A 21,539-nucleotide genomic window follows, 5' to 3' on the forward strand; every position below is an offset into this window, starting at 1 on the left:
CCGTGACACGGCGCCCGGCGGTTGCGATCCGGCATCGTGCGTCAGCGGTTCAGGCAGGCACGCAGCGTGTTCGCGTGACGCTGCGCGTCGTTCGCGTCGGCGAGGTTCGCGAACCCGATGACGAGGCCGCGCGGTGTTTGCGGTGTGTGGCTGTTCGCATACCAGATCGACAGCGGCAGGACCGCGAGCCCGGCTTCGCGGGCGCGCGCGGCGACGACGACATCGTCGACCGGCCCTTCGGGCCCGGCCGTAAACCGCACGGCGAACTGGATGCCGCCCGCCGGCAAGTCGACGATCAGCCGCTCGCCGAACGCCTGCCGCAACGCATGCACGATCAGCGTGCGGCGCTCGCCGTACAGCGCGCGCATGCGCTTCAGATGCCGGGCAAAGTGGCCTTGTGCGATGAAGTCGGCCAGGGCCGCCTGCAAGAGCGTCGGCGAGCCTGCGTTCATGCTGCATGCGACGCGTTCGACTCGCTCCACGGCACGCTCCGGCACGACCGCGCAGGCGAGCCGCAAGCCCGGGTACATCGCCTTGCTGAAGGTACTGCAATAGATCACGTGATCCCGCCGGTCGAGACTCTTCAACGCGGGCAGCGGTCGGCCCAGATAGCGGAACTCGCTGTCGTAATCGTCCTCGACGATCCACCCCGACGTCTTTTTGGCCCAATCCAGCAGCGCGATGCGGCGGGACAGCGACAGCGTATGCCCGAGCGGGCTCTGATGCGATGGCGTCACGAGCGCGAAACGCGCTTGCGCGTCGAGTTCCAGCCCGCGCTCGACGTCGATTCCCTCGGCATCCACCGGCACCGGGACGAGCTGTACGCCGGTCTCGGACAGGAAACCGCGCGCGAGCAGATAGCCGGGATCCTCGAACCAGACGCGGTCGTTCGGACGCGCGAGGCTGCGCAGCACGAGTTCCAGCGTGGATCGGTAGCCGCTGGTGATGAACACCTGTTCCGGCACGCAGGTGACGCCACGTGACAACCCCAGATAGGTAGCGATGTGTTCGCGCAGCGGCCTGTAGCCGGCCGGATTCGGATAGCCCAGCAGCGCGCGATCGCCACTGCGCGCACGCAGCGATACGAGGCGTTGCCATACCTTGCGCGGAAACGCGTCGAGGGCAGGAACGCCGGGCTGCAACGGGCGCGGCTCGCCGCTCAGCGCGACGGCGATCGGTTGCGCGCGTGGCGGAGGCGGGCTGTCGCGCGATATGCCCGGGGCCCGAACCACGCCGGCGGGTGGCGATTCGGCGTCACGTGCCGGAGTCGCCCGCGGCAGCGATTTCGGCAGCGACGGCGAGACGAACGTGCCTGCCGCACCGCGCATTTGCAGATAGCCCTCGTCGACCAGGATCGTATACGCCTGTTCGACGGTGCCGCGCGCCGTGTTCAGTTGCGTTGCCAGGCCGCGCAGCGCCGGCACGCGATCGCCGGGACGCAGGTGGCCGGCGGCGATCGCGGTTCTGAACCGCTCGCAGATCTGCAGATAGATCGGTAACCGATGCTGCCGGTCGATTTCGATGGTCAGCGTGGAAGGTTGCGCAGACATGACGGCCTCGGGTGACGGGACAGACGACGTATGGACCAGTCCGATCGACGATTCTTGGCACTGATGGATAGGACATGATTCTTCCACAATTGCGGCACGCGATGCGACGGTCAGCACATCCACCGGATCCGCCAGCCGTCATGTCCGTCTCGCATTCACATGCAATTCATTCGTCAGGAGATTTTGCGATGAAGATCGTTGTCATTGGCGGTTCGGGGCTGATCGGCTCGCGTGTCGTCACGCTGCTCGAGCAAGCCGGCCATCAGGCGATTGCCGCATCGCCGCGCACCGGCGTCAATACCGTCACGGGCGAGGGCCTCGCCGATGCGTTGACGGACGCGGACGTCGTCGTGGACGTGGCGAACGCACCGTCATGGGAGCCGCAGGCGGTCCTGGACTTCTTCCGCACGTCGGCACGCAATCTCGGCAAGGCCGAAGTGGCTGCGGGCGTGCGCCATCACGTTGCGCTGTCGATCGTCGGTTGCGACCGGATGCCGGGGAACGGCTATTTCGCGGCCAAGGTCGCGCAGGAGCAGGCAATCGAGGCGGCGGGCGTGCCGTACACGATCGTGCGCGCGACGCAATTCATGGAATTCATTGGTGGCATCGCGGATGCCGGCACGCAAGACGGTACCGTGCGCATCGGCGACGGACTGTTCCAGCCGATCGCTGCCGAAGACGTGTCGGCACTCGTCGCGCAGGTCGCGCTCGCCGCGCCGCAGAACGGCACGATCGAGATCGCGGGCCCGGATCGCGCGCCGTTCGCGGAGATCGTCGCGCGCTACTTGAAGTCGGTCGGCGACCCGCGCCCGGTGGTGACCGATCGCGACGCCCGCTACTACGGCGGTCGCGTCGAGGAAACATCGCTGGTGCCGCTCGGGGCCGCCCGGCTTGGCCGCATCGGTCTCGACCAGTGGCTGGCAAGGAACTGATTCACGTTTGCACGTATGCGGTACGTCGGCGCTTGCCGGCGACGTGCCGATCCGTATGAGCAGCACGTCTGGGGGCAGCGGAAATGATTCATTCGGAACAGTCGGAACACGGCCCGCGCCGCGACCTGGCCAGTCGCGCCGACGCGCTGTCGGCGAGCTTCGGTGCGAGCTATGCAGGCATCCTCGCATTCGTTGCCGTGGCGAGCGAGGGAAGTTTCACCAAGGCCGCCGAATTGCTCGGCGTCGGGCGGCCGGCCGTCAGCCGGAACGTCCAGAAGCTGGAGACGCAACTGAGCACGCGGCTGTTCCAGCGGACCACGCGCACGACCGAGCTGACGAGCGAGGGCCGGCGCTTCTTCGAGAATTGCCATCAGGGCGTGGCGCAGATCGTCGAAGCGATGAACGACATGCTGGAATTGCGGCAGGGGCCGCCGCGCGGCCTCATTCGCATCAGCTCGGCAGTGGGATTCGGAAGGAAGATCGTCGCGCCGCTGCTCGAAAAGTTCGCGCATGCCTATCCGGACATCGCCATCGACCTGCTGCTCGACGATCGCCCCGTCGATCTGGTATCCGAACGGATTGACGTATCGTTTCGCAACGGGCGTATCGAGGACTCCAGCATCATCGCCCGGCAACTGATTCCGATGCAGATGGCGCTTTGCGCGGCGCCGTCGTATGTGGCGAGGCACGGACTCCCGCAGAGCATCGAGGACCTCGGCCGGCACGCGTGCATCAATTTCCGGTTTGCGAGCGGGCGGCTGTTCGAATGGGAGTTCAACGTGGACGGCCGCATGCAGAAGTATCTGCCGACGTCGCGCCTCACGTTCAACGACGCGGATCTGGTGTTGCGGGCGGTGCTCAACGGTGCGGGCATCGCGCAGATGGCGGCGTATCAGATTCGCGACCATCTCGCGTCGAACGAGCTCGTCGTCGCGCTGGCGAAGCATGTGCCGGAGGATCGCGGCCACTACATCTGCTATCTGAGCCGGCAGCACCTTCCGACGCGCATCCGGATCTTCGTCGACTTCATGACCGAGCAGATTCGCGCGCTCGATCTCAACTGCATGACGCGGTTCAATCCGGAGGTGCCGGTGTTGTCGTCGGTGGCATCGGCGGGGCTGGCGGCTTGATGCAACGCCACACGTGTTCTTCCGCGATCCGGGTGCCGAACAGCAGAATGCCCTGTTGCTGTTCGGGCCGGCCCGGATACACGAAGTCATGGCCCATTGCCGTCGGCCACGACATGTCGAACGGCGTCATGAGCCGATGCGCCGCCATGCTCCGGGTCAGCGCAGCTCGCTGAAGCGCGGATCGATATACGCGTCGACGTCCTGCGACTGTTTATACACGGCGTTACGCACGTTGAACGCGTTCGCGTTTCGGGTCGAGCCGTAGATCGAGTCGAGTCCGTCACCCTTGCGGAACGCCTGCTTCGCGGCCGACGCGTCGAGCAGGTGAGTGCCTTTCAGCAGCGGGAGATATTGCGCGGGCGTGAGGCCCACGCGTGCGGACATGATCTTCACCGCATCGGCCTGCGTCTTCGGATCGTTGATATACGCGACGCAGCGATACCAGACCTTGACCACCTTCGCCCAGTCGGCCCGACGCGCCGCGAGGCTCGCCGGCGCGACCGTGATCGCATCGTAGATCAGCCCCGGCGCATCCGCCGACGTGAAGATCGCGCGTGCGCCGGGTGCGCGTTTCAACGCCTCGCCCGCGTTCGGCTGCCATGCGGCCACGGCGGCGATGTCGGCCGACGAACCGAGCACCTGCGGCAGTTCGTTGGTTTTCGCATTCACGAGTGTCACGTCGCCGTCCTTCAGCCCGTGCTTCTGCAGCGCGGTTTCGAGCAGCAGGTGATCGACGAGGCCGAGCTCGACGCCGACCTTCTTGCCTTTCAGGCCTTCGACGGTGCGCAGCGGCGGCTTCGCGACGATCATGTCGTTGCCGGCCGAGTAGTCGGTCAGCAGGATCATGACGTTCTTCGCGCCGGCCGCGCCGGTGACGAGCGCGTCGCCGTTGGTCGCCGCGACCGCGTCGAGCTTGCCGGCGGAAAACGCGTCGAGCGACGCCGAATAATCGAACCATTCGAAGTCGACGTCGACGCCAGCTTCCTTGAACCAGCCCTTGTCGAGCGCGACCTGGAACGCGACCCAGCCCGGCCAGTCGCTGTAACCGATTTTCAGCGGCGTTGCCGCGTGCGCGGCGGGCGCTGCCAGCAGTGCGGCGGCCGCGACGGCGGCGCCCAATGCGTGACGGATGGAACGGAAGGAACGGAGGGACGGCAGGCGGCGGAGCGCCAGGGCGGGACGGGTCATCGTTGTTCTCCAGGAGACCGGGATCGGGATCGTCGATTCGGACCGTGCCTGTGCGCGGTCCGGCCGCGTGGCCGGTTCCTGCGGATGCGGAACGTGAAGCGGCCACGGAGAGGCGCGACGGCCGTTGCCATCGCCAATCTCCCGGGCTTTTGTCCCGCCGTGTAGCGCATGCATCCGGTCTCGCGAACGGACGAACCCGCGCCGGGTTGCTCTCGGACCAGACGTTCGATGAACCGGAACCCTAGCACCCCTAAGATGCGACGCCGCCGCACCTCTCGGCGTCATGCCGAGCGAGAAGCGTGCCAATGGCGCGCGGCAACGCGATTCAACGGCGGCGGACGGTGCGCTGAAGTTCGATGAAGCGGGCGGAGAACAGCGCGCTCAATGCGCGCCGGAGCAGGTCGAGCTTGTTCATGACGAGCCGGTATCGAGTGACGGTGCACACGTTCAGCAAAGCCCATGCCATTGCCGAACGTGCGGCGCGGGTGTGCGCGATGCGCACTGCGCCGGTGCGCGATCGCGTGCGCATGGTGCGTCGCACGCCCGCCGCGAGGGCAAGCGGCCGCCGTCCATTCGCGCATGCCGCGCATCATTGGGCCGTCGTGGCGCGTCGCGCGGTCATTGCGCGGCGGCTGGCACGCAACTCGCTTTATCGACACCCGAGAGGTGCGAAGCAATTTGCATCATCTTCAGGATCGCTAGGGTTCCGGTCGTGCGGCGTTCGCGCCGTGCGATGACTGGTCCGAGAGCAATCCGGTCTTGCCTTCGCCTCGATTCGAGGAAACGGCGAGGCTCCACGGAGGGATAAAAGCCCGGGAGGTCGCGATGTCGTTCGGTCGCCCTCTCACGCCTTTTGTCCAACCGACCACGGAGCCGCCATGTCGCCGAGCCCCCAAGCCGTCCCCGTCCTTGTTCCGCAGCCACACGTCGCGTGGGAAACGTTGATCCCCGCAGGAACCCACTGGTCGGGCATCCTGCGCCGCGGCCTCGCGCTGCGTATCGTCGATATCGACGGCGGCGCGAACCTGTCCGCCGTCTTCCATCGCCAGGAAGATCCGCTCGAACGCTACAACATGGCCGACACGCTGAAGGCGCAGCACACCGCGCACCTCACGCGCGGCCATGCGCTGTACACGGACATGGGGCGTGTGATCGCGTCGATTACGGCCGACACGCTCGGCTGGCACGACCCGCTCGGCGGCGTCGGCGATGCGCGGTTGTTCGCGCAGAAGTACGGCACGACGTCGTACCAGGCCGATCGCAACGCGATGATCCGCAACGGCCGCGACAGCCTCGTGCTCGAGCTCGCGAAATACGGACTGTCGGCACGCGATCTCGCCGCGAACGTCAACTTCTTCAGCAGGCTCGACACGCGCGACGACGGCGCGCTCGATTTCGTCGCCGGCCATTCGCCGGCCGGCAGCGCGCTCGACCTGCGCTTCGAGATGAACACGCTCGCGGCGTTCTCGACCGCGCCGCATCCGCTCGATCCGCGTGCGGACTACGCGCCGAAGCCCGTGAAGCTGATCGCGTACCGCGCGTATCCGGTGGACGGCGCCGCGCCCGAGGACGACCCGTGCCGCCGCGCATGCGCGGAGAACATCCGCGGCTTCGCCAACACCGACCGCCTGTTCGCGTAAGGAGCCCGACCATGCCCATCATCGAAAGCCGTCTCGACCCGCGCGACGCGATCCACGACACCACGCTGAAAGCGGGCGAGCCGTGGCTGCACGACCTGAAACGCGGACAGGTCCTCCGCATCCTCGACCTGGAAGGCAACCAGGCGGTCGACACGTTGTTCTACCGGTCCGACGACACCGAGGAGCGCTACAGCGCGCAGGACACGATTCGCGCGCAGCGCAACCTGTACCTGAGCGCGGGCAGCGTGCTGCTGTCCAGCCGGGGCAACCCGATGGCGACGATCGTCGCCGACACCTGCGGCCGCCACGACACGCTCGGTGGCGCATGCGCGGCCGAGAGCAACACCGTCCGCTATTCGCTCGACAAGCGTTACATGCACAACTGCCGCGACAGCTTCCTCAACGCGATCGCGCACTGCACGTGCGGCGCGGGCGCGCGGCTCGGCAAGCGCGACCTCGTCGGCAACGTCAACTTCTTCATGAACGTGCCCGTCACGCCGCTCGGCGGGCTCACGTTCGAGGACGGCATTTCCGCGCCCGGCAAGTACGTCGAGATGCGCGCGGAGATGGACGTCACCGTGCTGATCTCGAACTGCCCGCAACTCAACAACCCGTGCAACGGCTACAACCCGACGCCCGTGCGCCTGACGATCTGGGAGGCCGAATGAACCACGCCCACGCTCACGGTCATTCGCGGGAGGCAACATGAGATTCGCCAAGGTCCTCGTCGCGAACCGCGGCGAAATCGCGTGCCGCGTGATCCGCACGCTCAAGCGCCTCGGCATCGCGTCGGTCGCGATCTATTCGGATGCCGATCGCGATGCGCGTCACGTGGCGCTCGCCGACGAAGCGGTGCGCGTCGGGCCCGCGCCGTCGGCCGACAGCTACCTGAACGTCGCGGCGATCCTCGCCGCCGCGCGCGAGACCGGCGCGCAGGCCGTCCATCCCGGCTACGGCTTCCTGTCCGAGCATGCCGGTTTCGCCGATGCGTGCGAAGCGGCCGGCCTGCGCTTCATCGGGCCGTGCGGCGATCACATGCGCGCGTTCGGCCTCAAGCACACCGCGCGCGCGCTCGCCGCCGCACAGGGCGTCGCGCTGCTGCCGGGCACGGGCCTGCTCGACGACGTGGCGACGGCGCTCGCCCAAGCCGACGCAATCGGTTATCCCGTGATGCTGAAAAGCACCGCCGGCGGCGGCGGGATCGGCATGTCGTTATGCCGCGATGCCGCGCAGCTTGAGGCGGCTTTCGAATCCGTCGTGCGGCTCGGCAATGCGAACTTCGCGCATGCGGGCGTCTATCTCGAGAAGTTCGTCGAACATGCGCGGCACATCGAAGTGCAGATTTTCGGCGACGGCCGGGGTGGCGCGATCGCGCTCGGCGAACGCGATTGCTCCGTGCAGCGCCGCAACCAGAAGGTGATCGAGGAAACGCCCGCGCCGGACCTGACCGGCGCCGAGCGCGACGCGCTGCATGCGAGCGCGGTGCGGCTTGCCCGCGCCGTCGGCTATGCGTCGGCCGGCACCGTCGAATTCGTGTTCGACGCGAACGCGCGGCAGTTCTATTTCCTCGAGGTGAATACGCGGTTGCAGGTCGAACATTGCGTGACCGAAGCGGTGACGGGCGTCGATCTCGTGGAATGGATGATCCTGCAGGCCGAAGGCGACCTGCCGCCGCTCGACACGCTTGCCGTCGCTCCGCGCGGCGCGAGCATCCAGGTGCGGCTCTATGCGGAGGATCCGCACAAGCAGTTTCAGCCGAGCGCGGGTCTGCTCACGCACGTCGCGTTTCCGGACGACGTGCGCGTCGACGGGTGGATCGAAGCGGGCACCGAGATCAGTGCGCATTACGATCCGCTGCTCGCGAAGCTGATCGTGCGCGGCGATACGCGGCGCGACGCGCTGGCCGCATTGCAGGCCGCGCTGGCGCGCACCGAGCTGTACGGGATCGAGACCAACCTCGACTACCTGCGCGCCGTCGTCGGTTCGGACACATTCGCGCGCGGCGCGCCGACGACGGCATTCCTGTCGCGCTTCGTGTTCGCGCCGCATACGATCGACGTGCTCGACGGCGGCGTGCAGACCACCGTGCAGCAGGCTCCCGGGCGCGTCGGCTACTGGAGCGTCGGCGTGCCGCCGTCCGGGCCGATGGACGATCGCGCGTTCGACCTCGCGAACGCGCTGCTCGGCAACGCGCGCGACGCGGCGGGGCTGGAATTCACGATGGTCGGCGCGACGCTGCGCTTCAACACGGCGACGTTGTTCGTGCTTGGCGGCGCGCCGCTCGCGGCCACGCTCGACGGCGAGCCCGCGCCGTTCTGGCAGGTGCTGCGCGCGCGGCCCGGCGCGGTGCTGAAGCTCGGCGGCGTGACGGGCGCGGGCGTGCGCGCATGCCTGGCCGTGAAGGGCGGGCTGCAGGTGCCTGACTATCTCGGCAGCAAGGCGACCTTCACGCTCGGCCAGTTCGGCGGCCACGCGGGGCGCGCGCTGCGCAAGGGCGACGTGTTGCATCTGCACGCGGACGCGGGGCGCGGCGACGCGGGCGCGACGCTGGCCGAAGCCGACGTTCCCGCGCTGACGCATGCATGGACGCTCGGCGTGCTCGACGGTCCTCACGGCGCGCCCGATTTCTTCACGCCCGACGACATCGCGATGCTCTACGGCACGCAGTGGACGGTCCATTACAACTCCAGCCGCACCGGCGTGCGGCTGATCGGCCCGAAGCCGCAATGGGCGCGCGTGGACGGCGGCGAGGCGGGCCTGCATCCGTCGAACATCCACGACAACGCGTATGCGATCGGTGCGGTCGATTTCACCGGTGACATGCCAGTGATTCTGGGCCCGGACGGTCCGAGCCTCGGTGGCTTCGTGTGCCCGGTGACGGTCGTGCGCGACGAGTTGTGGAAGCTCGGGCAGTTGCGCCCCGGCGATACCGTGCGGTTCGTGCGCGCCCGCGTGTCGCCCGTGCCGGCGGCCCCGGCGATCGCGCCGGCGGCATCCGCGGATGCGCCGGACGATTGCGTGCTGCATCGCGACTCGTCGGCCGGCGGCGGCATCGGTGTGGTGTACCGGCGCTCGGGCGATCGCAACGTGCTGATTGAATACGGGCCGCTCGTGCTCGACCTCAACCTGCGCTTTCGCGTGCACGCGCTGATGTGCTGGCTCGACGCGCACCGGCTGCCCGGCATGCTCGACCTGACGCCGGGAATTCGCTCGCTGCAGGTGCAGTTCGACGCGCGGACGCTGCCGCTCGCCACGCTGCTCGCGCATCTGCAGGCCGCCGAGCGCGAACTGCCGGACGTGGCCGACATGCGCGTGCCGAACCGCATCGTGCATCTGCCGCTGTCGTGGGACGACCCGTCGACGCGCGTCGCGATCGAGCGCTACATGCAGTCGGTGCGGCCCGATGCGCCGTGGTGCCCGAGCAATATCGAGTTCATCCGGCGCATCAACGGCCTGGCGAGCATCGACGACGTCAGGCGCATCGTGTTCGACGCGCGCTATCTGGTGATGGGGCTCGGCGACGTCTACCTCGGTGCGCCGGTTGCGACGCCGATCGATCCGCGGCACCGGCTGGTGACCACGAAGTACAACCCCGCGCGCACCTGGACGCCGGAGAACGCGGTCGGCATCGGCGGCGCGTACCTGTGCGTGTACGGAATGGAAGGGCCCGGCGGCTACCAGTTCGTCGGCCGGACCGTGCAGATGTGGAACCGCCACCGCACCACGCGCGAATTCGAGGCCGGCAAGCCGTGGCTGCTGCGCTTCTTCGACGAGATCCGCTTTTACGAAGTCGGCGAGGCGGAGCTGAGCGCGCTGCGCGCGGATTTCGTCGCGGGCCGCGCGGCGCTGAGGATCGAGGAATCCGTGTTCGATCTGGGCGCATACAACCGCTTTCTGCGCGAGGAGGCCGATTCCATCGCGACGTTCAAGGCCGCGCAGCAAACCGCGTTCGAAGCCGAACGCGAGCGATGGCGGGCGGCCGGGCAGGCGGAATACGTCGGCGAGGCGGAGCCGGGCGACGCGCAGGCGGCACGGGCAGCGGGCGTGCTCGACGACACGCAGCGGGCGATTGCCGCGGACGTGTCGGGCAGCGTGTGGAAGGTGCTGGTGGAGGCCGGCGAGCGCGTGACCGAAGGGCAGGTCGTCGCGATCATCGAGTCGATGAAGATGGAGGTGGCGGTGACGGCAACGGAAGACGGCACGATCGAGACGATCGATTGCGCGCCGGGCGCGGCGGTGGTCGCCGGCCAGCGGCTGATGGTGATGAAGGCGGGCGCCGCCGAGGAGGTCGCATGAGCACGACGGAACGTTCTCTCCTGCCGGGGCTGCGCTCGATTGCCGCGCTGCGCGCGCGCTACGTGGCGGGTGAGCTGACGCCGCATGCGCTCGTCGATGCGATCGCCGCGCATTTCGACGCCGGCGACCCGCATCATGCGTGGATACGGCCGCTGACGCGCGCGGAGATGACACGGTATGCCGACGCGCTCGCCGGGCGCGACGTCGCGTCGTTGCCGCTTTACGGCGTGCCGTTCGCGATCAAGGACAACATCGACCTCGCCGGCATACCGACGACGGCGGCTTGCCCGGCTTATGCGTACACGCCGGCGCGCAGCGCGCCCGTGGTCGAGCGGTTGATCGCGGCCGGTGCGATTCCGGTCGGCAAGACCAATCTCGACCAGTTCGCGACCGGGCTTTCGGGACAGCGCTCGCCATACGGCGCGTGCCGCAATGCGCTCGATCCGCGCTATGCGTCGGGCGGGTCGAGTTCCGGATCGGCGGTGGCGGTCGCACTCGGTGTCGCGACGTTCTCGCTCGGCACCGACACGGCCGGTTCCGGACGCGTGCCGGCCGCGTTCCACGGCCTCGTCGGGCTCAAGCCGACCCGAGGTGTGGTGAGTACGCTCGGCGTCGTGCCGGCCTGTCGGTCGCTCGATTGCGTGTCGGTGTTCGCGCACTCGCCGGCGGATGCGCGGGCGGTGTTCGATGCCGCGCACGGCGTGACCGAAGGCGATCCGTACGGGCGCGCATGGCAGCCGCCGGCGGGCGCGGGCGGACTTCGCGCGCATCCGGCGCGGCTGCTCGCGCAGGTTCGCTTCGGCGCGCCGCGTGCCGATCAGCTCGAATTCTTCGGTGACGATTCGTATCGCGCGGCATGGGGCGCGGCGCTCGAACGCCTGCGCGCAACCGGCGCGCAGGTCGTCGAGATCGATTTCAGCCCATTCCTGGCCACCGCGCGGCTGTTGTACGACGGCCCGTGGGTCGCCGAGCGGCTCGCCGCGATCGGCGCATTCGCCGCGCGGGAGCCCGATGCATTGCATCCGGTGATTCGCGAAATCGTCGGCGGCGCGTCGCGCTTCAGCGCGGCCGACGCGTTCGTCGCGTTCGACCGGCTCGCGACGCTGCGCGTCGAAGCGGCGCGCGCGTGGAGCGGGCTCGACGCGATCGTGATGCCGACCTCGGCGACGACCGCGACCGTCGACGCGCTCGAAGCCGATCCGATCGGCGTCAACTCGCGCTTCGGCTACTACACGAATTTCGTCAACCTGCTCGACCTGTCGGCGATCGCCGTGCCGGCCGGCAGGTGCGAAAGCGGGCGGCATGCGGGCCTGCCGTTCGGGATCACGTTCGTCGGCCGTGCGCACGACGATGCACGGCTGCTCGATCTCGCACAGGCGTGGTGCGACGGCGCCGTCGCTGCCGGCGATGCGGGCGTCGGCGAGGCCGGGGCGCCGGCGACGGCCGCATCTGCGTGCGATGAATCATCCGCTGTCGTGCGCGTGGCGGTCGTCGGCGCGCATCTGCGTGGCGAGCCGTTGAACGGGCAGCTCACGCAGCGCGGTGCGCGGTTCGTCGCCGCGACGACGACCGCTGCGGCCTATCGACTCTACGCGCTGTCCGCGGCGGCCTGCGGCGGCGTCGCCAAGCCGGGCCTCGTGCGCGTGCCGGACGGCGGCGCGCCGATCGTGGTCGAGATATGGGAGATGCCCGTCGACGCGTACGGCAGCTTCGTCGCCGGGATCGCGGCACCGCTCGGCATCGGCACGCTTGTGCTCGAGGACGGCTCGCGGGTGCAGGGCTTCTTGTGTGAAAGCGCGGCGCTCGACGATGCGCGGGACATCACGCGCTTCGGCGGCTGGCGGGCTTACCTGGCACAGGCCGCCAGCGGCGCATTGCAATGAACGCCCGGTCGCGCGTTGCTTCGGCAACTGCGTGACCGGCACCCGAAACGATACGGAGATTCCCATGTCAACGACCCGCAACACGACAGGCTGGCTCGCCGTGCGCCGCGAGCTGACGGCGCGCGGCAAATGGACGCTCGGCCTGGCGTCCTTCCTGCTGCCGTTCGCCGTCTGGTGCCTGATCAGCTACGTGCCCTTCATCTGGCATCCGCAAATGCGCATCACGAATCCGGGAAGCGTCGACTATTTCCAGACCGGCATGCAGATCGACCGCGACGTGTTCGACGACGAACTCGCGCATGCGCGCGCGGCGCACGCGGCCGTGCCCGAGGGCGTGCGAGCGAACCCGGTGTACCTCCCTGCGCCGCATCAGGTGCTGCGCGCGTTCTACACGGCGTTCACGACGCCGCCCGCATCGCGCGACGGCGTGTGGCTGCACGAGAGCCTGTGGCACAGCATCCGGATCATCTTCTGGGGCTTCGTGATCTCGTCCGCGATCGGCGTGCCGCTCGGCATCGTCTGCGGCACATTCAGTGCGCTCGCGCGACTGCAGGAGCCGTTCCTGGAGTTCTTCCGCTACCTGCCGGCGCCGGCGTTCGGTGCGCTGATGGTCGCGATCCTCGGCATCTACGACGCGCCGAAGGTCGCGATCATCGTGATCGGCACGCTGTTCCAGCAGGTGCTGATCATCGCGAACACGACGCGCAAGCTCGAATACGGGCTGTTCGAGGCTGCGATGACGCTCGGCACGAAGAAACTGCAACTGCTCACGCACGTCGTGATTCCAGGCGTGCTGCCCGACCTGTATCGCGACCAGCGGATCCTGCTCGGCTGGGCATGGACCTACCTGATCGTCGCCGAACTCGTCGGCACGAGCTCGGGCATCACGTGGTACATCAGCCAGCAGGCGCGCTACCAGCATTTCGACAACGTATACGCGGCGATCCTGATGATCGGGATCATCGGCCTCGGCACCGACATCGCGCTCGGACTGCTCGGCCGCAAGCTGTTTCCGTGGGATCGCACGCTGAAGGCGTGACGCCCGTTGACGCGCATCCATCGACCGATTTCCGTAGAGGGCATCATGCAGAATCCGCAGGCCGTTCCCGATTACCTGATTCAATCCGACGCGGTGCGCGAGCGCTTCGCGCGGCTCAAAGCCCGCGACGTGATACTCGACGTGCGTCACGTCGGCAAGCGATTCGCGACGCCGCAGGGCGAGTGCGTCGCGCTCGACGACATCAGTTTCCGCACCCACCGGCGCGAGTTCGTGTGCGTGATCGGCCCGTCCGGCTGCGGCAAGTCGACGCTGATTCGCATCCTGGCCGGGCTCGACGCGCAGACGAGCGGCGAGGTGCTGCTGGACGGCAAGCCCGTGCAGGGGCCGGGCGCCGATCGCGGGATGGTGTTCCAGGGCTATACGCTGTTTCCGTGGCTCACCGTGAAGAAGAACGTGATGTTCGGGCTCCGGATGAACGGCAGCAGCGGCAGCGAAGCCGAGCGCGAGGCACTGCAATGGCTCGATCTGGTCGGGCTGACGCGGTTCGCCGATGTGTATCCGCATCAGTTGTCGGGCGGCATGAAGCAGCGCGTGGCGATCGCCCGCGCGCTCGCGAACCGTCCGCGCATCCTGCTGATGGACGAACCGTTCGGCGCGCTCGACGCGCAGACGCGCGCACGGATGCAGACACATCTGCTCGACATCTGGCGCAATATCGACGTGACGATCCTGTTCATCACGCACGATCTCGACGAGGCGATTTTCCTCGCGGACCGGATTCTCGTGCTGAAGGCGAACCCGGGCGGCGTGCAGGAGCTGATCGAGGTGCCGGTCCCGCGGCCGCGGGACTATTCGCAGGTCAATACGCCGGAATTCATCGCGACGAAGGCGCGGCTCGAAGCGCTGATCCATCCGAAGGAGGTGGCAGCAGACGACGAAGGTGTGAAGCCGCATATGATCCGGATGACGGACGTTTCGGATAACGTCGAATAGCAGGCGCACCGCGAGCGATCCTGGCCGAGGCCGAGTGCGCCCGCGTATCTGTCCCACGGAACGCTTCTACGCGCGCGGCGAGAGGCGGGCGCGCAGGAACCGAGCCCGGATTCGCGAACTCCGTCACGACGGCCGCACGCTGCCCGCAGACGAGCGGCGCGTGCGCACTCGAGCGCATTTCGACGGGCTGGGGCCGGATCGGAATGCGTTGCAGGATCGCCGGGCCGACGGCTTGGATCCAAACTTAAACGATTTGTGATCCCTTTGCGCCGCAAAATTTTGCACAATGGCGGCAGCGCGGCGTTGCTGCCGCGAACCGCCCCGGCATGCCGGCCTTCCGGTTGAAACGGGGCAACCGGAACGACGCTTCGAAACCAGCCCGAGACCGCCACCGACGTGCCGCCACCGACCGCCATGGACCACCCCAAACGCATCCTGATCGTCGAGGACGATGCCGACATCGCCGACGTGCTGAGCCTGCACCTGCGCGACGAGCGCTACGAAGTGGTCCACAGCGCGGACGGCACGGAAGGGCTGCGCCTGCTCGAACAGGGCAACTGGGATGCGCTGATCCTCGACCTGATGCTGCCCGGCGTAGACGGTCTGGAGATCTGCCGGCGCGCGCGCGCGATGGCGCGCTACACGCCGATCATCATCACGAGCGCACGCTCGAGCGAGGTGCACCGGATACTCGGCCTCGAGCTGGGCGCCGACGACTACCTCGCAAAGCCGTTCTCGGTGCTCGAACTCGTCGCGCGGGTCAAGGCGCTGTTGCGGCGCGTCGACGCGCTCGCGCGCGATTCGCGGATCGACGCGGGCACGCTCGACGTGGCCGGGCTGTCGATCGACCCGATCGCGCGGGAAGCCGCCGTCGACGGTACGCGCATCGACCTCACGCCACGCGAGTTCGACCTGCTGTATTTCTTTGCGCGGCATCCGGGCAAGGTGTTCTCGCGGATGGACCTGCTCAACGCCGTGTGGGGCTACCAGCACGAAGGCTACGAGCACACCGTGAACACCCACATCAACCGGCTGCGCGCGAAGATCGAGGCCGATCCGGCCGAACCCGTGCGCATCCTCACCGTGTGGGGACGCGGCTACAAGCTCGCCGCGCCGGATCAGCGGGACGCGTGATGAAGCTGACCCTCACCCAGCGGCTGTCGCTCGTGTTCTCGATCCTGCTGCTCGCATGTTCGGGGGCGTCGGCATGGCTGCAGATCCGCGCGAACGACATGCGCGAGAAGGAAGTCGTGCAGGGCCTGTCGCGCGATCTCGCCGCGCATATCGCGAGCAGCACGCCGCTGATGGACGCGAACGGGCTGCGCCCGGACGCCTTGCGCACGTTGTTCGGCCAGCTGATGGGCGTGAACCCGAGCGTCGAGGTGTACCTGCTCGACAACGCCGGGCGCATCCGGGGCGACGATGCGCCGCCGGGCCATGTGAAGCGCGACCGCGTCGATCTCGCGCCGGTGCAGCGCTTTATCGCGGGCGAGCCGCTGCCGATCCTCGGCGACGATCCCCGCAGCCCCGACGCGCGCAAAGTTTTCAGCGCCGCGCCGTTGCAGCGTGCGGGACAGCCGCCGTCCGGCTACATCTACGTGGTGCTGCTTGGGGAAGCGCACGACCGGCTGGCCGCGCGCGTCGACGCCGGCAGCGTGCTACGCACGACGCTGTGGTCGATGGCGCTGGTCGCGCTGCTCGGCCTGCTCGCCGGCCTGACCGCGTTCAGTTTCATCACGCGCCCGCTGCGCCGGCTTACCGACGCGATGCGCCGCTTCGACGCGAACGCCGCGCCCGACACGCAGCCGCCGGTGCCGCGCTCGCCGCCGGGGCGGCGCGGCGACGACATCGCGGTGCTCGAATCCGCGTTCGCGCAGATGGCCGACCGTATCGGCGACCAGTGGCGCGCGCTGACGCGCCAGGACCAGCAGCGGCGCGAGCTGATCACGAACATCTCGCACGACCTGCGCACGCCGCTGACGTCGCTGCACGGCTATCTGGAAACGCTGTCGCTGAAGTCCGACGCGCTCGCGGAGTCCGAACGCCGCCGCTACCTGTCGATCGCGCTTGCGCAGAGCACGAAGGTCGGCCGGCTCGCGCAAGCGCTGTTCGAACTCGCGCGGCTCGAATCGGGCGGCGTGCAGGCCGAGCGCGAACCGTTCTCGCTCGTCGATCTCGTGCAGGACGTATTCGAGAAGTTCGAACTCGCGGCGCAGTCGCGCGGCGTCACGCTGCATGCGCGCATCCCGCCGCGCGTGCCGATCGTGTCGGCCGATCTCGGGATGATCGAGCGCGTGCTGACCAACCTGCTCGACAACGCATTGCGGCACACGCCGCGGCATGGCGAAGTCGAAGTCGCGCTGACGCCGAGGGACGATCGCGTGGTGGTGACCGTATCGGATACCGGCGAAGGCATTCCGCCGGCGCGGCGCGAAGGGCTGTTCCAGCGGCCGCAGCGGCCGATGAGCGGCGGCGCGGCGACGCGCGGCGGGCTTGGGCTGCTGATCGTGCACCGGATGCTGGCGCTCAACGGCAGTGCGATCCGGCTCGTCGACCGGGACGGGTGCGGCGCGGTGTTCGAGTTCGCGCTGGCGGTCGCGCACCCGGCGGCCGGCGACGCGCACTGAAACCGGCGGCGATGCCCGCTCGCTGGCGCGTGGCGCTTATCCGCCGCGCTTGCGCCGCACGTCGCTCGGCGTCGTGCCGGTCCAGCGCTTGAACGCGTGGCGGAATCCCACTGCGTCGCTGAAACCGAGCGTGAGTGCGATGTCCTCGGTGCTGAGCGTGGTGGTGGACAGATAGTCGATCGCGAGCGCCTTGCGCACGCTCGTCAGCAACTCGCTGTACGACGTGCCTTCGGCATCGAGCTTGCGGCGCAGCGTGCGCGACGTCATGCAAAGGATGTCGGCGATCGCGTCGATGTCCGGGAACTGTCCGGGCGTGCGTGTGAGTTCCTGGTAGACCCGCCGCGTGACGCCCGCCTGGCTGCGCAATTCGTCGAGCAGGCGCGCGCAGTGCGACGATACCTGTGCGGCCGTGATCGGGTTCGCGAGCTGCGGCGCACGCGTGAGCCACGCGGCCGGGTAGCTCAACACGTGATGCGGCTGGTCGAACGCGATCGGGCATTCGAGCGCATCGGACAGCAGCGCCGCATGCGGCGGTCGCGGTTGCGCGAACTGCGCGCGGGCCGGCACGCACCATGCACCCATCACGTCCTTGATGATGGTCACGTGCAGCGCGAACTGCATGTCGATCAGGAAGCGGTAGAGGGGCAGGTCCGGCTCCGGCAGCGCGGCTTCGTGCGGATCGGGAAACAGCCACGACGCGGTGTCGCCCTGTTCGACCCAGCGGATCGCGAGCATCCCGTTCGCGAGCTGGTGATATTTGACTGCCGAATCGAACGCATGCGCGAGCGATTCGGAACACAGCATCGCGTAGCCGTACATCCCGTAGCTCGACGCATGCAGCCGGCGGCCGACACGCACGCCGAGATCGGTGCCGTCGTAGCGGCCGATCGCGTTGCGCGCGGCGCGCAGGAACTGCAGTTGCGACGTGAGCGTGAACGGGTCGGTGACGGCGTCCGGCGACAGGCCGGTGCCGTCGAGCACGGCGGCCGGGTCGAGGCCGAGTTCGCGGGCGACACCGACGAGCACGGCCAGCTTGGCCGGCGAGAAGCGCTTCTCGCGCAACGCGTGGGCGAGCGGGGCGTCCGGCAGCGAGGCTGCGCCGGCGGCCGTCGGGGTCAAGAGCGCACTGCGCGGCATGGCTGGTTCTGCGTCCGATTCGATACCGTTCCGGGTTCGCGATTCTGCGCCGGAACGCGCGGGCGCGCCATAGGGTTCACCCTGATACGGACGGGCTTGCAGAGCCCGACAACGGCAAGCCGACGCGCGAGCGCACGCCGCGCGTGGCGGCGCGCCGGGCGCCCGCGTGTCCGTTTCGATCATCTTTTCGACCGCCGGGATCATTTTCAAAGCACCTTTGGCGGGCGATAGTCGCCGATCAGGCGACGGCCCATGCGCATCAGATGCGCGGGCCGCCGTGCGAACGGCGCTGCCTGGCGCCGTCCCCCGAGGAGCAGGACATGACGAAGAGACACTGGATCGGGTCGTACGGCTCGATCCCCGCCGAGATCGATGCCGATCGCCATCCTTCCGTAACCGCGCTGCTGGACGAAGCGATGCGCCGCTTCGCCGAGCGCCCCGCGTTCCGCGCGTTCGGCCGTACGTTGACCTACGCCGACATCGACCGCCAGTCGGCCGCGCTCGCCGCATACCTGCGGCAGGTCGTGGGCGTGCGCAAGGGCGACCGCGTGGCCGTGATGCTGCCCAACGTGCTCGCATTTCCGGTGGTGTTCGTCGCGCTCGCGCGGATCGGCGCGATCCAGGTCAACGTGAATCCGTTGTACACCGCACACGAACTCGAGCATCAGCTCAACGACGCCGGTGTCGAAGTCGCCGTGGTGTGCGGCGGATCGATGGGCACGTTCGCCGACGTGGTCGACAAGACGCGCATGCGGACCGTGTTGAGCGTCGGGGGTGGCGATCTTGGCGTCGTCGATGCGCCGGCCGGCGCGTGCGACGCGCTGCCGCCCGGCTCGCTTCCGCTCGCGGACGCGATCGCCGCCGGCGAGTCGCTCGCCTTCGAGCCGGTCGCGCTCGGCGGCGCCGATCTGCTGCTGCTGCAGTACACGGGCGGCACGACCGGGCTGTCGAAGGGCGCCGCGCTGTCGCATCGCAACCTCGTCGCGAACATCGAGCAGTTCGCGGCGATCGTGCCGGCCGCGCGTCAGCCGGGCGAGGAGGTCGTCGTCACGGCGATTCCGCTGTATCACATCTTCGCGCTGACGGTGAACTTCCTGTCCTACTTCGCGATCGGCGCGGAGAACTGGCTCGTCGCGAACCCGCGCGACATGGACGGCTTCATCGACGTGCTGAAGGCCGCGCGGCCGTCGGTGTTCGTCGGCGTCAATACGCTATACGCGGGGCTCGCGAGCCATCCGCGGCTGAAGGAAGTGGACTGGTCGCGGCTGAAGCTGTCGGCCGGCGGCGGCGCGGCGGTGATCGACGTGATCTCCGCACGCTGGAAGGCCGTGACGGGCAACTTCATCCGCGAAGGGTACGGGCTGTCGGAGACGTCGCCGGTGGTCACGTTCAACCCGCAGTCGATCGATGCGTTCACCGGCACGACGGGCTTGCCGCTGCCGTCGACCGACGTGAAGCTGCTGGATGACCAGGATCGTGAAGTCGAGATCGGCGAAGCCGGCGAGATCTGCGTGAAGGGCCCGCAGGTGATGGGCGGATACTGGCGCAAGCCGGACGCGAATGCAGCCGCGTTCACCGCGGACGGCTACTTCCGCACCGGCGACATCGGCGTGTTCGACGCGGCCGGCTTCCTGAAGATCGTCGATCGCAAGAAGGACATGATCATCGTGTCGGGTTTCAACGTGTATCCGAACGAGGTGGAGGCCGCTGCCACGTCGCTGCCGGGCGTGGCCGAATGCGCGTGCATCGGCGTGCCGGACGAGCGCACCGGCGAGGCCGTCAAGCTGTTCGTGGTGCTCGCGCCGGACGCGATCGTGGCGGAAGCGGAGATCGTCGCGCATTGCCGCGCGAGCCTCGCGGCCTACAAGGTGCCGAAGCTGATCCGCCTGGTCGACCGGCTGCCGAAGTCGACGGTCGGCAAGATCCTGCGCCGGGAACTCAGCCGCGCCGACTGATGGCGCCGCAGCGCCGCGCGCCCGACGGCGCGCGGGCCGGTGCGCGGAGAACCCCGAATGCCCCGAAGGCCCGCTCCGGGCCGCTCAAGTACAATGCGAGCGGTTCGACCGACGGGGACGCGATGACCGGTTCAGATTCACCTTCCGCCCAGCCCGGGCGTGCGCTGCCATCGCCGAGCGCGACGGTGCCGATCTCGCTCGTCAACGGGTTCCTCGCGAGTGCGGGCGCGCAGCGCGATGTGGTCGAGCGCTACCTGCGCGGGGCCGGCATTTCGCTCGAGCTGCTCGGCGAGCCGCATGCGCGCGTGACGGAAGAGCAATTCTCGACGCTGTACCGCACGCTCGCGATCGACCTGGACGACGAGATGCCCGGCATCTTCTCGCGCCCGCTGCGCGGCGGCACGCTGAAGTACCTGTGCCTGAGCCTGCTCGATGCGCGCAACCTCGAAACGGCGCTGCATCGTTTCGGCCAGTTCTTCCATATCCTGCTCGACGACTTCTTCGTCGAATCGAAGCGCGACGGCCTGGTCGCGCAGGTGCTGCTGCGGCCGAACCCGGCCATCGGCCCGATTGGCGCGCTCGGCCAGGAGCTGATGCTCAAGCTCGTGCACGGCGTGTGTTCCTGGCTGATCGGGCAGAAGATCCCGCTGTTGCAGATCGAGTTCGCGTGCCCGCGTCCGCGCCATGCGGTCGAGCATCTGTACTTCTTCACCGGCTCGGTGCAGTTCGACCGCGAACGCACGTTGATGCGCTTCAGCGCCGACTACCTCGACGCGCCGATCCGGCAGAGCAAGCGCAACCTGCGCAAATTCCTCGCGCGCGCGCCCGGCGACTGGATCTTCGAATCGTTCAGCGAACAGCTCGTATGCCATCGCGTGCGGCAGTACCTGTCGGCGGCGCTGCCCGACCTGCCCGTGATCGACCAGGCGGCCGAGCATCTGCATTGCTCGGTGCGCACGCTGAGCCGCCATCTGGCCTCCGAAGGCACGACGTTCCAGGCGCTCAAGGATGAACTGCGGCGCGACATCGCGATCCAGCGGCTCACCGACACGCTCGACACGATCGCGGCGATCGGCGCTGACATCGGCTTCGACGATCCGAGCGCGTTCCATCGCGCGTTCCGCCACTGGACGGGCAGCACGCCGGGCACGTACCGGCGGCGCGCGTAGCGCGTCGCGCCGTGCATTCGAACGCGTTCCCATAACCGG

At 68.4% G+C, this 21,539-nt stretch carries 15 protein-coding genes and 2 riboswitches; of the genes, 12 read left to right on the plus strand and 3 right to left on the minus strand.

Annotated elements, in window-relative coordinates:
- Window positions 1-41: 41 nt before the first annotated feature.
- The gene (locus WI26_RS26875) at window positions 42-1,550 is read right to left on the minus strand and encodes a PLP-dependent aminotransferase family protein (RefSeq protein WP_069227892.1); all 1,509 of its coding nucleotides are present in this window, start codon (window positions 1,548-1,550) and stop codon (window positions 42-44) included.
- 188 nt (window positions 1,551-1,738) lie between these two features.
- Between WI26_RS26875 and WI26_RS26880 the strand changes: the two genes are divergently transcribed.
- Both WI26_RS26880 and WI26_RS26885 read left to right on the plus strand, forming a co-directional pair.
- Window positions 1,739-2,482, plus strand: coding sequence for an SDR family oxidoreductase (locus WI26_RS26880; RefSeq protein ID WP_069227893.1), 744 nt, complete (start codon window positions 1,739-1,741; stop codon window positions 2,480-2,482).
- Window positions 2,483-2,565: 83 nt separating this feature from the next.
- Window positions 2,566-3,612, plus strand: a complete 1,047-nt coding sequence (locus tag WI26_RS26885) for a LysR family transcriptional regulator (protein ID WP_069227894.1) — start codon at window positions 2,566-2,568, stop codon at window positions 3,610-3,612.
- 156 nt (window positions 3,613-3,768) lie between these two features.
- Here the strand turns inward: WI26_RS26885 and WI26_RS26890 are convergent, their stop codons facing one another.
- The gene (locus WI26_RS26890) at window positions 3,769-4,800 is read right to left on the minus strand and encodes an ABC transporter substrate-binding protein (RefSeq protein WP_069227895.1); all 1,032 of its coding nucleotides are present in this window, start codon (window positions 4,798-4,800) and stop codon (window positions 3,769-3,771) included.
- A gap of 136 nt (window positions 4,801-4,936) precedes the next feature.
- A riboswitch (guanidine-I (ykkC/yxkD leader) is annotated at window positions 4,937-5,056 on the minus strand.
- Between the two features lie 431 nt (window positions 5,057-5,487).
- A riboswitch (guanidine-I (ykkC/yxkD leader) is annotated at window positions 5,488-5,621 on the plus strand.
- A gap of 57 nt (window positions 5,622-5,678) precedes the next feature.
- Between WI26_RS26890 and WI26_RS26900 the strand changes: the two genes are divergently transcribed.
- The 8 genes from WI26_RS26900 (at window position 5,679) to WI26_RS26935 (ending at window position 17,239) form a co-directional block, all read left to right on the plus strand.
- Window positions 5,679-6,440, plus strand: a complete 762-nt coding sequence (locus tag WI26_RS26900; RefSeq protein WP_069227896.1) for an urea amidolyase associated protein UAAP1 — start codon at window positions 5,679-5,681, stop codon at window positions 6,438-6,440.
- A gap of 11 nt (window positions 6,441-6,451) precedes the next feature.
- A complete protein-coding gene (locus WI26_RS26905) occupies window positions 6,452-7,108 on the plus strand; it encodes an urea amidolyase associated protein UAAP2 (protein WP_059539147.1) in 657 nt (218 codons plus the stop codon).
- Between the two features lie 37 nt (window positions 7,109-7,145).
- Window positions 7,146-10,736, plus strand: a complete 3,591-nt coding sequence (gene uca / locus WI26_RS26910; RefSeq protein WP_069227897.1) for an urea carboxylase — start codon at window positions 7,146-7,148, stop codon at window positions 10,734-10,736.
- A complete protein-coding gene (atzF, locus tag WI26_RS26915; RefSeq protein WP_069227898.1) occupies window positions 10,733-12,619 on the plus strand; it encodes an allophanate hydrolase in 1,887 nt (628 codons plus the stop codon). Before uca ends, atzF begins: the two co-directional genes overlap by 4 nt.
- 64 nt (window positions 12,620-12,683) lie before the next feature.
- On the plus strand, window positions 12,684-13,658 hold the full coding sequence (locus WI26_RS26920) for an ABC transporter permease (RefSeq protein WP_059542398.1): 975 nt from the start codon (window positions 12,684-12,686) through the stop codon (window positions 13,656-13,658).
- Window positions 13,659-13,703: 45 nt separating this feature from the next.
- Window positions 13,704-14,612 carry an ABC transporter ATP-binding protein gene (locus tag WI26_RS26925; protein WP_069227899.1) on the plus strand — a complete coding sequence of 303 codons (909 nt, stop codon included), beginning with the start codon at window positions 13,704-13,706 and terminating at the stop codon, window positions 14,610-14,612.
- 414 nt (window positions 14,613-15,026) lie between these two features.
- Window positions 15,027-15,746, plus strand: a complete 720-nt coding sequence (locus WI26_RS26930) for a response regulator transcription factor (RefSeq protein WP_059511292.1) — start codon at window positions 15,027-15,029, stop codon at window positions 15,744-15,746.
- Entirely contained in the window at window positions 15,746-17,239 is a 1,494-nt protein-coding gene (locus tag WI26_RS26935) for a sensor histidine kinase (protein WP_069227900.1), read from the plus strand. Before WI26_RS26930 ends, WI26_RS26935 begins: the two co-directional genes overlap by 1 nt.
- A 36-nt stretch (window positions 17,240-17,275) precedes the next feature.
- Here the strand turns inward: WI26_RS26935 and WI26_RS26940 are convergent, their stop codons facing one another.
- Entirely contained in the window at window positions 17,276-18,376 is a 1,101-nt protein-coding gene (locus WI26_RS26940; protein WP_069227901.1) for an AraC family transcriptional regulator, read from the minus strand.
- Between the two features lie 320 nt (window positions 18,377-18,696).
- Between WI26_RS26940 and WI26_RS26945 the strand changes: the two genes are divergently transcribed.
- Window positions 18,697-20,331 (plus strand): AMP-binding protein, encoded by a 1,635-nt coding sequence (locus WI26_RS26945; protein WP_069228324.1) that lies wholly within the window; start codon window positions 18,697-18,699, stop codon window positions 20,329-20,331.
- Window positions 20,331-21,500 carry an AraC family transcriptional regulator gene (locus WI26_RS26950; RefSeq protein WP_081334383.1) on the plus strand — a complete coding sequence of 390 codons (1,170 nt, stop codon included), beginning with the start codon at window positions 20,331-20,333 and terminating at the stop codon, window positions 21,498-21,500. Before WI26_RS26945 ends, WI26_RS26950 begins: the two co-directional genes overlap by 1 nt.
- Window positions 21,501-21,539: the final 39 nt, after the last annotated feature.

Source organism: Burkholderia diffusa, from assembly GCF_001718315.1.
Lineage (GTDB): Bacteria > Pseudomonadota > Gammaproteobacteria > Burkholderiales > Burkholderiaceae > Burkholderia > Burkholderia diffusa_B.